The 15,873-nt window shown below is 39.5% G+C and carries 14 protein-coding genes; all 14 read left to right on the forward strand.

Annotated features, from left to right (window positions below; translation table 11 throughout):
- Positions 1-175: 175 nt before the first annotated feature.
- On the forward strand, positions 176-1,570 hold the full coding sequence (locus tag ACXVYO_RS18050) for an isochorismate synthase (RefSeq protein ID WP_458468089.1): 1,395 nt from the start codon (positions 176-178) through the stop codon (positions 1,568-1,570).
- Positions 1,567-3,321, forward strand: a complete 1,755-nt coding sequence (menD, locus tag ACXVYO_RS18055) for a 2-succinyl-5-enolpyruvyl-6-hydroxy-3-cyclohexene-1-carboxylic-acid synthase (RefSeq protein ID WP_458468090.1) — start codon at positions 1,567-1,569, stop codon at positions 3,319-3,321. Before ACXVYO_RS18050 ends, menD begins: the two co-directional genes overlap by 4 nt.
- A complete protein-coding gene (gene menH, locus ACXVYO_RS18060) occupies positions 3,318-4,130 on the forward strand; it encodes a 2-succinyl-6-hydroxy-2,4-cyclohexadiene-1-carboxylate synthase (protein ID WP_458468091.1) in 813 nt (270 codons plus the stop codon). Before menD ends, menH begins: the two co-directional genes overlap by 4 nt.
- A 70-nt stretch (positions 4,131-4,200) precedes the next feature.
- The gene (gene menB / locus ACXVYO_RS18065; RefSeq protein ID WP_000963887.1) at positions 4,201-5,019 is read left to right on the forward strand and encodes a 1,4-dihydroxy-2-naphthoyl-CoA synthase; all 819 of its coding nucleotides are present in this window, start codon (positions 4,201-4,203) and stop codon (positions 5,017-5,019) included.
- A 202-nt stretch (positions 5,020-5,221) separates the two neighbouring features.
- Positions 5,222-6,667: an o-succinylbenzoate--CoA ligase gene (locus ACXVYO_RS18070; RefSeq protein WP_458468092.1), complete on the forward strand. Its 1,446-nt coding sequence runs from the start codon at positions 5,222-5,224 to the stop codon at positions 6,665-6,667.
- Positions 6,668-7,774 (forward strand): o-succinylbenzoate synthase, encoded by a 1,107-nt coding sequence (gene menC / locus ACXVYO_RS18075; protein ID WP_458468093.1) that lies wholly within the window; start codon positions 6,668-6,670, stop codon positions 7,772-7,774. It abuts the gene before it with no gap.
- A gap of 317 nt (positions 7,775-8,091) precedes the next feature.
- Positions 8,092-8,790: a response regulator transcription factor gene (locus ACXVYO_RS18080; RefSeq protein WP_458468094.1), complete on the forward strand. Its 699-nt coding sequence runs from the start codon at positions 8,092-8,094 to the stop codon at positions 8,788-8,790.
- On the forward strand, positions 8,783-9,889 hold the full coding sequence (locus ACXVYO_RS18085) for an ATP-binding protein (RefSeq protein ID WP_458468095.1): 1,107 nt from the start codon (positions 8,783-8,785) through the stop codon (positions 9,887-9,889). Before ACXVYO_RS18080 ends, ACXVYO_RS18085 begins: the two co-directional genes overlap by 8 nt.
- An 82-nt stretch (positions 9,890-9,971) precedes the next feature.
- Positions 9,972-10,832: a M15 family metallopeptidase gene (locus tag ACXVYO_RS18090; protein ID WP_458468096.1), complete on the forward strand. Its 861-nt coding sequence runs from the start codon at positions 9,972-9,974 to the stop codon at positions 10,830-10,832.
- A gap of 276 nt (positions 10,833-11,108) precedes the next feature.
- Positions 11,109-12,209 carry an amidohydrolase/deacetylase family metallohydrolase gene (locus ACXVYO_RS18095; protein ID WP_458468097.1) on the forward strand — a complete coding sequence of 367 codons (1,101 nt, stop codon included), beginning with the start codon at positions 11,109-11,111 and terminating at the stop codon, positions 12,207-12,209.
- The gene (locus ACXVYO_RS18100) at positions 12,187-13,290 is read left to right on the forward strand and encodes a DgaE family pyridoxal phosphate-dependent ammonia lyase (RefSeq protein WP_458468098.1); all 1,104 of its coding nucleotides are present in this window, start codon (positions 12,187-12,189) and stop codon (positions 13,288-13,290) included. Before ACXVYO_RS18095 ends, ACXVYO_RS18100 begins: the two co-directional genes overlap by 23 nt.
- Position 13,291: 1 nt before the next feature.
- Positions 13,292-14,047: a 2-dehydro-3-deoxy-phosphogluconate aldolase gene (gene dagF, locus ACXVYO_RS18105; RefSeq protein WP_002191030.1), complete on the forward strand. Its 756-nt coding sequence runs from the start codon at positions 13,292-13,294 to the stop codon at positions 14,045-14,047.
- Positions 14,040-15,056 carry a sugar kinase gene (locus ACXVYO_RS18110; protein WP_458468099.1) on the forward strand — a complete coding sequence of 339 codons (1,017 nt, stop codon included), beginning with the start codon at positions 14,040-14,042 and terminating at the stop codon, positions 15,054-15,056. Before dagF ends, ACXVYO_RS18110 begins: the two co-directional genes overlap by 8 nt.
- A complete protein-coding gene (locus ACXVYO_RS18115; RefSeq protein ID WP_061677598.1) occupies positions 15,056-15,781 on the forward strand; it encodes a GntR family transcriptional regulator in 726 nt (241 codons plus the stop codon). The genes ACXVYO_RS18110 and ACXVYO_RS18115 overlap by 1 nt, the downstream gene beginning before the upstream one ends.
- The last annotated feature ends 92 nt before the right edge of the window (positions 15,782-15,873 follow it).

The following is a 15,873-nucleotide window of genomic DNA, read 5'->3' on the forward strand; positions in this document are numbered from 1 at the left end:
ACATATTGTACACAACTAAGTGTAGAAAAAGCATCATTTAGTGTCAACGTTTATTTTCTAGGAAGAGAAGGTGAATTTCTCAGAAATGCTAAACGTTGACAGGCCTTTCGTTTGAGGTGTATCTTAAAATCAAGCGTAATTATGACTATTTTTCGCCCATAGGGGGGAGACAATTGTGATTCAAACGAAACAAATAGGCTTGCAAGAAGTTCTTGCTGCAGCTATTAAGCGTGCAACTGATGAAAAAATATTGGTGAGCTTCGTAAGACAAATAGACTGGATGGATCCGCTTCTGTTTTATGCAGCAGGTAAAAGGATTGCATTCGAAAATAGATGTTATTTTGCAGACCCAGCTCAGCATGTAATATTTGCTGGAATTGGCTCTGTTTTCACTATAGCAACTGCTTCTCAAAAACGCTTTCAAACTACTCGTGACGAGTGGGATAAAGTAAAAGAGAAAGCATTTGTACAAAGAGAAAAATACGAATTTGGAACAGGTCCTCTTTTATTTGGTGGATTTTCATTTGATCAAGAAAAAGAGAAAACGGACTTATGGAAAGAATTTGATGATACGACATTTTCACTACCAGCATTTTTATTAACTGTAAAAAATGAAAAAGCATGGTTAACAATGAATACATTCGTTTCAGCAACAGATTGTGCAGAAACTCTTTATAAAGAAATTGTTTCTTTAGAGGAGGAAATTTTACGAGAGAGTAAATGCGCACTAGAAGGATCGAAATTAACAGTTACTTCTAAAGTAGAAGTGGATCCGAAAGGCTGGATGAAGGCCATTGAGAAAGTGCAAGATGAAATGAAGCAGGGGAACGTGCAGAAGGTTGTATTAGCGAGAGAGCTAAAAGTAGAGATGAATCATCATATTGATTCTGCTCTCGTTTTAGAAGCACTTCGTATAGGGCAACCAGATTGTTACGTATTTTCTTTTGATTATAAAGGAGCATGCTTCTTAGGAGCGACGCCAGAGAGATTAATTCGCAAAGAAGATGAGAAGTTTACTTCGATGTGTCTTGCTGGTTCAACTGGTCATGGTCAATCTATAGAAGAAAGTAAACGAAATAGTAATGCGCTTCTTCATGATGAAAAGAATTTAGCTGAACACGGTTATGTTGTGAACATGATCAGGTCGGTATTAAATGAGCACTGTGAATCTGTTAATATTCCGGAAAGTCCGGGCTTATTAACAACGAAAAACTTAATTCATTTATATACACCTGTAGAGGCAAAAGGCGATGCGAGTCTTTTAACAATGGTAGAAGAATTACATCCAACACCAGCTCTTGGCGGGACACCTCGTTTGGAAGCGATGAAACTGATTCGTGATGTTGAATTGTTAGACAGAGGATTATATGGTGCACCGATTGGCTGGATAGATGATGAAGGAAATGGTGAGTTTGCGGTTGCGCTTCGCTGCGGATTATTAAATGGCGAGAAAGCATCCTTATTTGCCGGTTGTGGGATTGTAATTGATTCAGTACCGCAACTTGAATATGAAGAAACAAGCTTGAAGTTTAGACCGATGCTTGGTGCTTTGGAGGAATTAATGAAATGAACAATCATATAGAAGCATTATCATATTATTTAGGCGCGTTCGTGGATGAACTGACGCGTCTAAATGTATGTGATGTTGTCATTAGTCCAGGCTCACGGTCAACGCCGATTGCTTTACTAATGGAACAACATGAAGGAATGAACACATATTTACATGTAGATGAAAGGTCGGCAGGATTTTTTGCGCTCGGCATTGCAAAAGCGAAAAAACGTCCGGTTGCATTATTATGTACATCAGGAACGGCAGCAGCGAACTACTATCCAGCTGTATGTGAAGCTTTTCATTCGCGAGTGCCGCTTATCGTCTTAACGGCAGATAGACCACATGAATTGAGAGACGTCGGTGCACCACAAGCGATGAATCAAATTAATTTATACGGTACATTTGTGAAGCAATTTACAGAGATGGCACTTCCAGAAGCGAGTGAAGCGATGTATCATTATGCTCGCATGACGACGCAGCGCACGATAGCAAGCGCACTTCTAGCGCCGCAAGGACCTGTTCATCTTAATTTTCCAGTTCGCGAACCGCTTATCCCGGACTTTTCATTAGAAAGTTTATGGGATAAAGGACGCAGGGAATATACAGGAGTAGTTCAGCAAGGGAACGTGACGATGCCGAGTGAATATGTAGATTCTCTTGTAGGGCGCCTTTCACATATGGAAAAGGGGCTTATTATTTGTGGAGATGATAGCGATCCAGAAATTGCAGCGTTTGCAACGCAACTAGCTGAAAAAACGGGATATCCAATATTAGCGGATCCACTTTCTAACATTCGTAGCGGACATCACGATAAAACGATGGTAATCGACTGTTACGATACATTTTTACGAAATGAATTGTTAAAGGAAACGTGGAGGCCAGAAGTCATGATTCGCTTTGGTGGTATGCCTGTTTCGAAAGCATTAACGCAGTTCATTAAAAAACAGACGAAAGCCGTTCATATCGTTGTTGAGGAGTCTGGACAATGGAGAGATCCAGCTCTCGTTGCGACAGAAGTGGTTCAAGCGAGTGATATTGCCTTTTGCAAGGCACTAATAGAAAAAATGCCAGTTATGAGAAAGAATGATTGGTTCGGAATGTGGCAACATATAAACGAAAAAACGAAGGAAACGCTTCGTGAAATGGAAACATATGATACTGCATTTGAAGGGAAAGTTATTACGGATATTGTCCGCGTATTACCAGAAGGGGCAACGTTATTTGCGAGTAATAGTATGCCAATTCGTGATACAGATTCATTCTTCTTCACATCGGATAAAAATATTCAAGTGATGGCAAACCGTGGTGTAAACGGGATTGACGGAATTATTTCGACAGCTTTAGGAGCGAGCGTTATTTGCGATCCGCTCGTATTAGTAATTGGTGATTTATCATTTTATCACGATTTAAACGGGTTATTAGCTGCAAAATTACATGAATTAAATATAACGATTGTTGTCGTAAATAATGACGGTGGCGGTATTTTCTCATTCTTACCACAATATGAGAAAAAGGAACACTTCGAATCATTATTTGGAACACCGATTGGGCTTGATTATGAGCATGTTGTCAAAATGTATGGCGGTTCATTTAGCCGTGTAAATGGTTGGGAGCAATTCCGAGAAGAGGTACAAAAAGGAACGACGACGGAAGGTTTACACGTTGTAGAAATTTGTACGAACCGTGATGAAAACTTAACGTTGCACCGTAAATTATGGGCAAAAACACAGGATGTAATTACTACATCATTGCACGGTGAATCAAAATGAACGTAACGCTGCAAGGTGTATCGTATGAATATGAAGTAGTCGGAAGCGGAGAACCACTTCTACTTCTTCATGGTTTTACGGGAAGCATGGAAACGTGGCGTTCTTTCGTTCCTTCTTGGAGCGAGCAATTTCAAGTCATTTTAGTAGACATTGTTGGGCACGGAAAAACGGAAAGTCCTGAAGGTGTGACTCATTATGATATTCGAAATGTAGCATTGCAAATGAAAGAACTACTAGATTACCTTCATATTGAAAAAGCGCACATACTTGGCTATTCGATGGGCGGTAGACTGGCGATTACGATGGCATGTCTATATCCAGAGTATGTACATTCTCTTTTATTAGAAAATTGTACAGCTGGGCTCAAAAGTGAAGAGAACAGAAAAGAACGTCGTGAAAAAGATGAGCGACTTGCTCATAAAATTGAGCGAGAAGGCATCGAAAGTTTTGTATCAATGTGGGAAAATATTCCGCTGTTTGAAACGCAAAAAAGTTTAGCACAAAACGTACAAGAAGCGGTGCGAAAAGAACGACTTGCTAACGATCCAAAAGGACTTGCAAATAGCTTGCGCGGCATGGGAACAGGGGTTCAGCCTTCATGGTGGGACGAGCTGCCAAACTTAAAAATGCCTATTCTTTTAATGAACGGGGAGTATGATGAAAAGTTCTTTCACATATTAAAAAACATTGAAAAATGCGCCCATGACGCGAAATTTGTCAAAATTGATGGTGCTGGCCATGCAATTCATGTGGAACAACCGGAAAAGTTTGATACAATAGTAAAGGGATTTCTAAAAACTATGCAGTGATGCTTTTTTTCATCTAAGAAGGAAGCCACACTTATAGAGGAGATCAGAAATATACAAGGAGGTAGTTGTAATGGCTATTGAATGGGTAAAAGAAGGCAATTACGAAGATATTATTTATTCAACATACAATGGTATCGCAAAGATTTCGATTAACCGCCCTGAAGTACATAACGCATTCCGTCCTAAAACGGTAATGGAGTTAATCAACGCTTTTGCACACGCTCGTGATGATGCAAATGTTGGCGTTATCATTTTAACAGGTGAAGGTGGACGTGCATTCTGTTCAGGCGGCGACCAAAAAGTTCGCGGTCATGGTGGATATGTAGGTGACGACCAAATCCCTCGTTTAAACGTATTAGACTTACAACGTCTAATTCGCGCAATTCCTAAACCAGTTATCGCAATGGTAGCGGGTTATGCAATCGGTGGTGGACACGTACTTCATATCGTATGTGACTTAACAATCGCTGCAGACAACGCTGTATTCGGACAAACAGGTCCTAAAGTAGGAAGCTTTGACGGTGGATACGGAGCTGGTTACTTAGCTCGTATGGTAGGCCACAAGAAAGCTCGCGAAATTTGGTACCTATGCCGTCAATACAGTGCTGGGGAAGCGCTTGATATGGGCTTAGTAAACACAGTAGTACCATTAGAAGAGCTTGAAGCAGAAACAGTACAATGGGCACAAGAAATCTTAGCAAACAGCCCAATGGCACTTCGTTTCCTAAAAGCTGCATTCAACGCAGACACAGACGGTCTAGCTGGTATTCAACAACTAGCTGGAGATGCAACGTTATTGTACTATACAACTGACGAAGCAAAAGAAGGTCGTGACGCGTTCAAAGAAAAACGCAGTCCGGACTTCGGTCAATTCCCTCGTTTCCCGTGATCAAACCAAAAGCGGAAGCGGCTTGCTTAGAACAAGAGGGCGTTGGAACTCCTGACGTAGAGGCGCTTTTTGCCTCGTAGGGAGGCGTGAAACGGCCGACTGTTCTAGCCGCTATAGCTAGATGAGATCAAACCGGAAACAAAACAACTAAGAGACTTGATGTCATATCAAGTCTCTTTCTTTCATGAAAGGAGAATGGATGATGGAGACGATGCCAAATTGGTTAAAGCAACGTGCATTTTTAACACCAGACCGCACTGCAATTGAAATAGAGGATGAAAAGGTTACTTTTATGCAGCTGCATGAAAAAGTAGTATCTGTTTGTGAACACTTCACGCATGTAGGAGTGAAGCGTGGGCAAAAGGTGGCTGTTCTGATGAAAAATGGTATGGAGATGATTACAGTTATTCACGCCCTATCTTACGTAGGTGCAGTAGCTGTGCTTTTAAATACGCGTCTTTCAAGAGAAGAGCTACTTTGGCAAATGGATGATGCTGAAGTTATTTGTTTAGTGACGGATCAAGATTTTGAGGCTAAAGATGTTCCTGTATATTCATTTGCTGAAGTGATGAATGGACCGAAGGCGGAAGCCTCTATACAAGAAGAATTCTCTTTAGGAGAAGCGATGACAATTATTTATACGTCTGGGACGACAGGTAAACCGAAAGGCGTTATTTTAACGTACGGCAATCACTGGGCAAGCGCGGTTGGCTCTTCGCTTAATTTAGGGCTTCGTGATGATGATTGCTGGTTAGCTTGTATGCCGATGTTCCACGTTGGCGGGTTATCGCTTCTAATGAAAAATATTATGTACGGCATGCGCATTTTACTCGTTCCGAAATATGATGCTGATTTTATTCATAAAGCACTTCAAACGAGAGGCGTAACGATTATTTCTGTCGTTTCTAAAATGTTAACAGATCTATTAGAGAGACTAGGAGAAGAGACATATCCATCTTCTTTACGATGCATGTTACTGGGCGGAGGACCAGCGCCGAAACCGTTACTTGAAACATGTGTAGAAAAAGGAATTCCTGTGTATCAAACGTACGGTATGACAGAAACGTCGTCGCAAATTTGTACGTTATCAGCAGATTACATGTTAACGAAAGTAGGATCAGCCGGAAAACCACTATTTCAGTGCCAACTTCGTATTGAAAAAGATGGCGTAGTAGTGGCGTCGTTTGCGGAAGGCGAGATTGTAGTAAAAGGACCAAACGTAACAGGTGGTTATTTTAACCGTGAAGATGCGACGCGTGAAACCATTCAAAACGGATGGCTGCATACTGGTGACCTCGGTTATTTAGATGACGAAGGATTTTTATACGTATTAGATCGACGCAGTGATTTAATCATTTCTGGTGGAGAGAATATATATCCAGCTCAAATTGAAGAAGTGTTGCTTTCTCATCCGATGGTAGCGGAAGCAGGTGTTGTCGGGATGACTGATGATAAATGGGGCCAAGTACCTGCTGCTTTTGTTGTAAAAAATGGAGAGGTAACAGAAGAAGAAATTCTTCATTTTTGCGAGGAGAAATTAGCGAAATATAAAGTACCGAAAAAAGCATGTTTCTTAGAGGAAATGCCACGAAACGCTTCGAAAAAATTGTTAAGACGAGAGTTAAGACAATTAGTGGAGGAGATGTAGGTGGAAATAAAAAAAGCGACACTTCATATAACGGAAATGCCACTCGTAATCCCGTTTGCTGCAAGCTACGGAACGTATGAGAAGCGTGAGAGCATCGTTATTGAATTAGAAGATACAGATGGACACATTGGATTCGGCGAGGTCGTTGCTTTCTCTGAACCGTGGTATACGGAAGAAACAGTGAAGACAGCATTGCATGTACTTCAAGATTTTTTATTACCTGATTTATTAAAGGCGGAGATTTCTCATCCGAATGAAGTGCCAGGTTTGTTCCAACATATAAAGAGAAACAGAATGGCAAAGGCGGGAATTGAAGGGGCTGTTTGGGACTTATATGCGAAGCGTGAACAGAAATCGCTAGCGATGTTACTTGGCGGAACTAGGACTGAAATTGAAGTTGGTGTTGTGGTTGGTATCAATACAATTCCAGTTATGTTAAAACAAATCGAGAAGTACGCAGAAGAAGGGTACGAGCGTTTTAAAGTGAAAATAAAGCCAGAGCATGACTACGAGTTATTGAAAGAAATTCGTAAAGAGTTTCCGCACATCCCGTTAATGGCTGATGCAAATTCAGCCTATACACTAGCGGATACGGAGAAGCTGAAACGATTAGATGAATTTCAATTGATGATGATTGAACAACCACTAGCGGATTACGATTTTCTCGATCATGCACAGTTGCAAAAGAAAATTGAAACGCCAATTTGTTTAGACGAAAGTATCCATAGTTTAGAAGATGCGCGCGTTGCGATTACGCTTGGCAGCTGCCGCATCGTTAATATTAAACCAGGGCGAGTGGGCGGATTAACAGAATCTATTCAAATCCATAATTATTGCATGGAGCATAATATACCCGTTTGGTGCGGCGGTATGGTAGAGATGGGGATTTCAAGGGCGCAAAATATTGCGCTTGCTTCACTGCCAAACTTTACGATTCCAGGTGATATATCTGCCTCTAGTAGGCACTGGGAGAAGGATATTATTTCGCCGGAAGTGATGCTTGAGGGCGGAAAAGTGATTGTACCACAAAGTGTTGATACTGAGTATGAAGTAAACCGCGGAAGGTTGGCGGAAATTACGAAGCAGCGAATTGTTTTGGAGCGGTAGGTTGAATCTTGAAAATAGCGGGCGAATTTCGTCGTTAATTGTCGGTAAGTCGATATAATTGGAAAATCGTCGATATAATTTCATTTACTAAGGTTACTCCCGTGAGTAACCTTTTCGTATTGTACAAATTGGATAGACTAGTTTACAATCGAGCGTATAAAGTGAAACTTTAATCAGTGGGGCATCCCCACTGATTATTAGCCCGCACCAATCGGGCTTTTATGGGCAGTGGATCTCCCACCTAACTTCTTTGATTCATTCGAAATTTGAGGTGGGAGTCTTACTGCCCGCAAATAGCGGGATAAAGGGGGAGTAATATGAAGCGCATTTCAATTTTAATAGCGGATGATGAGGCAGAAATTGCTGATTTAATTGAGATACATTTAGAAAAAGAAGGCTACCACGTCGTGAAAGCAGCTGATGGAGAAGAGGCAATTCATATTATTGAAACGCAGCCAATCGACTTGGTGGTTTTAGATATTATGATGCCGAAAATGGATGGTTATGAAGTGACGCGCCAAATTCGTGCGAAGCACCATATGCCAATCATTTTTTTAAGTGCGAAAACATCTGATTTTGATAAGGTGACAGGTCTTGTATTAGGTGCAGATGATTATATGACAAAACCTTTTACACCGATTGAATTAGTTGCGCGTGTAAATGCACAATTACGCCGATTTCTTACGTTAAATCAGCCGAAAGTAGTGGAGAATAAATCTGCTTTAGAGGTAGGCGGAGTCGTTATTGATCCTGAGCGAAGAACAGTAAATGTGTACGAAGAACAAGTTGAATTAACACCGAAAGAGTTTGATATTTTATATTTATTAGCGAGCCATCCGAAGAAAGTGTACAATGTAGAAAATATTTTTCAGCAAGTATGGGCAGATGATTATTTTGAAGGCGGAAATACAGTTATGGTACATATTCGTACGTTGCGGAAAAAACTTGGGGAAGATAAAAGAAAGAATAAGTTAATAAAAACAGTGTGGGGAGTAGGTTATACTTTCAATGGCTAAAAAGATGAGAAGCTTTCGCTCGAAGATGGTTATGCTATTTGCGTTAAGTATGATATTTGCTGGCGGTGTAACGTATATCATTTATGAAGGGTTACGTATCTATTACAAATTAGCCGTTCGTTTTGAGGATCCGTTAGCTCAATTTCGTTCCATGGTAAGGCAAATTGGGGATGTTAATTTCTTTTTAATTATTTTCATCCCTCTATCCATTATGTTTTTCTTCTTCCTTACTAGGCCATATTTAAAATATTTTGATGAAATTTCAAATGGAATTCATCATTTGGCAAACGGAGATTTTACAAATGAAGTGCGCGTGTCATCAAATGATGAGTTTGGATATATCGCACGTGAAATTAATGTAGCGAGTGAAAAATTAAAGGAAGCAGTGGAGCGAGGAGACTTTGCGGAAAGTAGTAAAGACCAGCTTATTGTTAACTTAGCTCACGATTTGAGAACGCCGTTAACGTCTGTTTTAGGTTACTTAGATTTAATTCTTAAAGATGAGAATTTGACGAAAGAACAAATTAAACACTTTTCCACAATTGCTTTTACGAAATCTGAAAGGCTGGAAAGTTTAATTGATGAGTTATTTGAAATCACAAGAATGAATTATGGGATGCTGAAGCTGGAAAAAAGATCGATTGATATAGGTGAATTGCTTATTCAGTTAGATGAAGAATTATATCCGTTATTAGAAAAGAAGGAATTAGAAGCGAGATTGAATATCACGCCGCAGTTACCTATTAACGGTGACGGGAAATTATTAGCGAGGGTATTTGAAAATCTTTTAACGAATGCGATTCGCTACGGGTATGATGGAAAGTTTGTTGATGTGAACGGGTACATTGAAGGTGAAGAGGTAGTCGTACAAATTATTAATTACGGAGATAGTATTCCGGAAGAAGATTTACCGTACCTTTTTGATATGTTTTATACAGGTGATAAGGCAAGATCTGAGCAGCAAGGTGGTACAGGTCTTGGGCTATTTATTGCGAAAAATATTGTTGAGCAGCATGATGGAAAGATTTCTGCTGAAAGTAATGTGATTAGAACGATATTTGAAGTGAGATTGCCAAAAGAAGAGAGCGAAGTAATTTAATAAAAATTTAAACTTTACCCCACTTTTTATTTTAATAGTTTTTTCTATTCTATACGTAAGTTACATTAAGGAGGAACTAGAAATGAAAAAGTGGGTATTTATTTCTTTTTTTATAGCATGCACAATCTGTGTAGGGGTTTATATATCACCATTATTTCAAAAAGAGATCGATGTTAAAATTGCCGAAAAAGATAATACGGTAAGAGCTGCGAATACGGAAAATATAGAGGTTACAAAAGAAGAAATTTATAAGGGGGATCTGTTATTAGTTAATAAAGATTACCCAGTTAAAAAAGATAGTATTAGGTCTGACATTATAAATGTAAATCATAATAGTGAATTAGTAAGAGGTTACGTCATATTTGATAGAAATCTTCGCTTATCAAAGGGTGTTGTGGAAAATTTTTTGAACGTTGTCGATGCAGCTGGAAAAGATGGAGTACAGCATTTCTTAATGAGTAGCGGATATCGAGATTTTAAAGAGCAAAGGAAATTGTATAAAGAAATGGGATCTGACTATGCACTTCCAGCAGGATACAGTGAACATAATTTAGGGTTATCACTCGACGTTGGATCTACGCAAAAGAAAATGGAGAGAGCCCCTGAAGGAAAGTGGATTGAAGAGAACGTATGGAAGCATGGTTTTGTTTTACGTTATCCGAAAAATAAAAGTCATATTACAGGCATTCAATATGAGCCGTGGCATATACGTTATGTCGGCTTACCTCATAGTGCAATTATGCAAAAAGAGAAAATTACATTGGAGGAATACTTAGACTTCTTAAAAGAGAAAAAAGAAATCACAACCGATGTGGAAGGTAAGAAATATACGGTTTCTTATTATAAAGTGTCAGGGAACAGGAAAGTGAATGTTCCAGCGAATAAGCAGTATGAAATTTCGGGGAATAATATGGATGGGATTATTGTGACGGTTCAGGAATAGATAAAGAGGTTGTTCCCTTTTGGAGCAGCCTTTTCGTATATAAGAAGGGGATTGGCGTTTTTTGTCGGTAAATCGATACTCCTTGTTGAAGCGGTGATATAAATTCCTGTACTATCATTATTTTGAGGAGTATCTTTTATTTCACCTTTAAACATTATAACGTTATATTTACTTCTCCCTTTTTTTGTGTTACGCTAAATGTGTGAAAGAGATATAAAATGAAACTTTAATGTAAGCGTATTCTTATGGCTTCTTATAGAAAAGGGTGGAAATACAATGACAGAACGATTCGTACTACGTAATGTGAAACGTGTGAACGGGGAAGAGATTGACATTGTAATTGAAAATAACAAAATCGCACAGGTGACGAAAGCTGGTGCTGGTGAGGGTGGAAAGGTTCTTGATTACTCTGGTACTTACGTATCGAGTGGCTGGATAGATTTACACGTTCACGCTTTTCCAGAGTTTGATCCGTATGGCGATGAGGTGGATGAAATTGGCGTTAAGCAAGGGGTAACGACAATTGTTGATGCGGGTAGCTGCGGAGCTGATCGTATTGCAGATTTAGTAAAAAGTAGAGAGCAGGCGAAAACGAATTTATTTGCCTTTTTAAATATTTCTCGCATCGGTTTGAAACGAATTGATGAATTATCCAACATGGAATGGATAGATAAAGAGAAAGTAATAGAAGCAGTAGAAAAGTATAAAGGTGTAATCGTTGGGTTAAAGGCGAGAATGAGTAAAAGTGTCGTTTGTGACAGCGGAATTGAACCGCTTCATGTTGCACGCTCGTTATCTCGTGAAACATCATTGCCGATTATGGTACATATCGGTTCAGCCCCTCCTCGCATTGAGGAAGTTGTACCTCTTTTAGAAAAAGATGATGTGATTACACATTATTTAAACGGGAAAGAAAATAATTTATTTGATGAAGAAGGCAAACCGCTACCTGTATTACTAGATGCAGTGAAGCGCGGTGTTCATTTAGATGTTGGTCACGGCAATGCTAGTTTTTCCTTTAAAGTAGCAGAAGCGGCGAAGCGTCATGATATTGCTTTTAATACAATTAGTACAGATATTTACCGGAAGAATCGTATACACGGTCCCGTGTATAGTATGGCTCACGTTCTTTCGAAATTCCTTTACTTAGGTTATCCGCTAGAAGAAGTAATTGATGGGGTGACGAAAAATGCGGCAGAGTGGCTGAAAAAACCAGAGCTTGGTCGTATTCAGGAAGGCGATATTGCAAACTTAACTTTATTTACGGTGAAAGATGAACCGATTACGTTAATTGATTCAGAAGGGGATCAGCGCATTGCTGAAAGAAGAATTGATACGAAAGGGGTTGTAATCAATGGGTCATTCATTGAATGCTAAGTACGGATTAAAAAGAGTAATTAATGCGAGCGGTAGAATGAGTATTTTAGGTGTATCCGCTCCTACAGATACAGTTATGGATGCGATGAAACATGGTGGACAAAATTATGTGGAAATTGCTGATTTAGTAGATAAAGCGGGAGACCATATTGCGAGAATTCTAGATTCAGAGGCAGCGGTCGTTGTGAATTCAGCATCGAGCGGAATTGCACTTTCTATCGCTGGTATCGTGACAGAAGGAAATCGCCGTAAAAGTGAAAGACTTCATCAAGAGGTCATCGCGAAAAACGAAGTGATTATGTTAAAAGGACATAACGTTCAATACGGTGCTCCAGTCGAAACGATGATTTATTTAGGCGGCGGTAAACTTGTAGAAGTTGGCTACGCAAATGAAGGGAAAGCAGAGCATATTGAAGATGCGATTGGTGAAAATACAGCAGCCATTCTGTATGTGAAATCCCATCACGCCGTTCAAAAAAATATGATTTCTGTTGAAGAAGCATGGGAAGTTGCGCAGCGAAATAACGTACCACTTATCGTTGATGCGGCAGCTGAAGAAGATATTCAAAAATATGTGAAGTATGCAGACCTTGCCATTTATAGCGGTTCAAAGGCAATTGAAGGACCTACTTCTGGTATTGTTGGCGGTAAACGAAAATATATTGAGTGGCTGAAAGTGCAATTACATTGCATCGGAAGAAGTATGAAAGTAGGGAAAGAAACAACTTTCGGTTTACTTCAAGCGCTTGATGAGTACGGAGTAAAAGAAGATAAAAGTGAACAAGAAAAAGAGTTATTACAAGTACTTATGCCGCTGAAAGAATTAAACGGTGTAAATGTAACGATTGTTCAAGATGAAGCAGGAAGAGCGATCTTTAGAGCACGTATTCAAATTAACGAGAACGAGTTAAATAAATCAGCAAAAGACGTCGTAACAGCATTACGCGAAGGGGAAATTGCCATTTACACACGTGATTACGGTGTAAGACAAGGATTCTTTGATATTGATCCACGTCCACTTCAAGGTGATGACATACATGTAATTGAAGAAAAAATGAGAGAAATTGTAGGGGGAAACTAAAATGACAAACATTCAAAAACGTTTTTATAAAGGCCGTGTAGCATTAAATGTATTAGCGAACAATACCCGAAATGCGAAAGATATTTTTGAAGCAGCAGAAGGTTATGTAGTAGTAGGAGTGTTATCAAAAGACTATCCAACAGTAGAAGAAGCAGTTACAGCGATGAAAGCATACGGAAAAGAAATTGATGACGCGGTATCGATCGGACTAGGAGCAGGAGATAATCGCCAAGCGGCAGTTGTAGCTGAAATTGCAAAGCATTATCCTGGCAGTCATATTAACCAAGTGTTCCCTTCAGTTGGAGCGACACGTGCAAATCTTGGCGGAAAAGATAGCTGGATTAATAGTTTAGTATCACCAACAGGAAAAGTAGGGTACGTAAATATTTCTACTGGTCCAATTAGTGCAGCTGGAGAAGAAAAAGCAATCGTTCCAATTAAAACAGCGATCGCACTTGTACGTGATATGGGCGGAAATTCATTGAAATACTTCCCAATGAAAGGTTTAGCTCATGAAGAAGAATATCGCGCAGTTGCGAAAGCATGTGCAGAAGAAGGATTTGCATTAGAACCAACGGGTGGAATTGATAAAGAAAACTTTGAAACAATTGTGCGTATTGCATTAGAAGCAAACGTAGAGCAAGTTATCCCGCACGTGTACTCTTCTATTATTGATAAAGAAACTGGTAATACGAAAACAGAAGATGTTCGTGAATTATTAGCGGTAGTGAAGAAGCTAGTTGATCAATATGCGTAAGAAAATTGCAGCATTTGGCGAAGTAATGATGCGCCTGCAAGTACCAGGATATGAATTGTTGTCGCAAGCAAATACGTTAAAATATTCATTTTCTGGTACAGGTGTGAACGTTGCAGCAGCACTTTCTCATCTTGGACATGAAGGCTTTCTTATTTCAATCTTACCGGAAAACTCTGTTGGGGATGCTGCGATATCACATATTCAAAAGTTAGGCATTCGGGCGCCGTTTATTTCAAGAGGCGGTAAATATGTCGGCATGTACTTTTTAGAAAATGGATTTGGCGCACGTGCAAGCCGCGTTACATATTCAAATCGATTAGAAAGTAGCTTCAATACAGCGTCTGAAGAGATGTACCAGTTTGAAGAAATCGCCAAGGAAATTGATATCGTTCATTTTTGCGGGATTACACTTGCGATGAATGATACGGTGCGCCATCATATGAAATCTTTAGCGAAAGCAGTTAAAGAAAACGGAGGCATTGTCGTTTTTGATTGCAATTATCGTCCATCGCTTTGGGGAGAAGATGGATATGAGCAGGCGAAACCGCATTATGAAGAAATGCTAGTTCTTGCTGATATCGTTATGATGAATGAAAAAGATGCCATGTTCGTTCTTGGAATGCAAACAGAAGAGACAGATCGAGAGGCGCAACTTGTTGATCTTATTCCGAAAGTGGCTGAAACATATCATATTGCTACAATTGCTGGTACACATCGCTCTATTAATAGCGATAATACACACTCGCTTCGCGGGTTTATATGTAAAGATGGTGCGTTCACTTTTGCAAAAACACTTACGTTTTCTGTATATGATAGAATAGGTGCTGGAGATGCTTATACGAGCGGGATTATTCATGGCGAGATAGAAGAGTTTGCACCAGAGAAAGCTGTTTCATTTGCGTCAGCAGCTGGAATGCTTGCACATACAATCGTCGGTGATACGCCAATGTCATCAGAGAAGGATATACTTCGGGCAATGACGGCATCAGTAGGTGATGTAGAAAGGTAGTGGGTGTAACGGTGAACGTAACGAGAAAAAAAGGACCATTATATTTACAAATAAAAAATATTATTCGTGATCGAATATTGCATGGTGTATATGCGATTCATACAAATATTCCTTCCGAACCGCAGTTAGAAGAAGAGTTCAAAGTAAGCAAAATTACAGTGCGGAATGCGATTAAAGAACTTGCTCAAGAAGGATATTTGGAAAAGAAAAGCGGTAAAGGAACGAAAGTCATTCGTAATACTTCTGCGACAAAGTTGTCAAAGGGTAAGAAATTTACAGAAGTGTTAGTAGAAGAAGGATATAAAGTACAGAAGAAATTGCTAAAAGCAGAAATCGTTCATAATGAAGAAGGAACAGTGCCGTTTCGATTATTCGGTAAAGAGAGTTTCCGTATCGAACGTTTATATGCGTTAAACGATGCGCCGTATATTCATTATACGCACTATTTCTCAGCACACATGGCAAGTACAGATTTATCGGACTTTGACTTGCAATCACTTTATGATTTAGTTGAGGATCGAGGTATACATTTAGAAAACTTCAGAGATGAATTCGCTGTTGGACTTGCGCCTAATTTCGTTGCAGAGGCGTTAGGTGAAAAAGAAGGGACAGCGTTATTAAAACGTATGCGCTATTCTTACGATGAAGTTGGCGAAGTAATTGAATATAGCGAAGGCTACTACAATACAGAAATGCAGCATTATGTAGTGAATTATGACGTATAAAAAGAGGGGATTGTCCCTCTTTTTTTATAAAGTGAAACTTCAATTGGATTCATCCCGCATCAATTAGGTATTTACTGCCTGCAAATACGGGA

The sequence above is a fragment of the Bacillus sp. BC08 genome, from assembly GCF_054326875.1.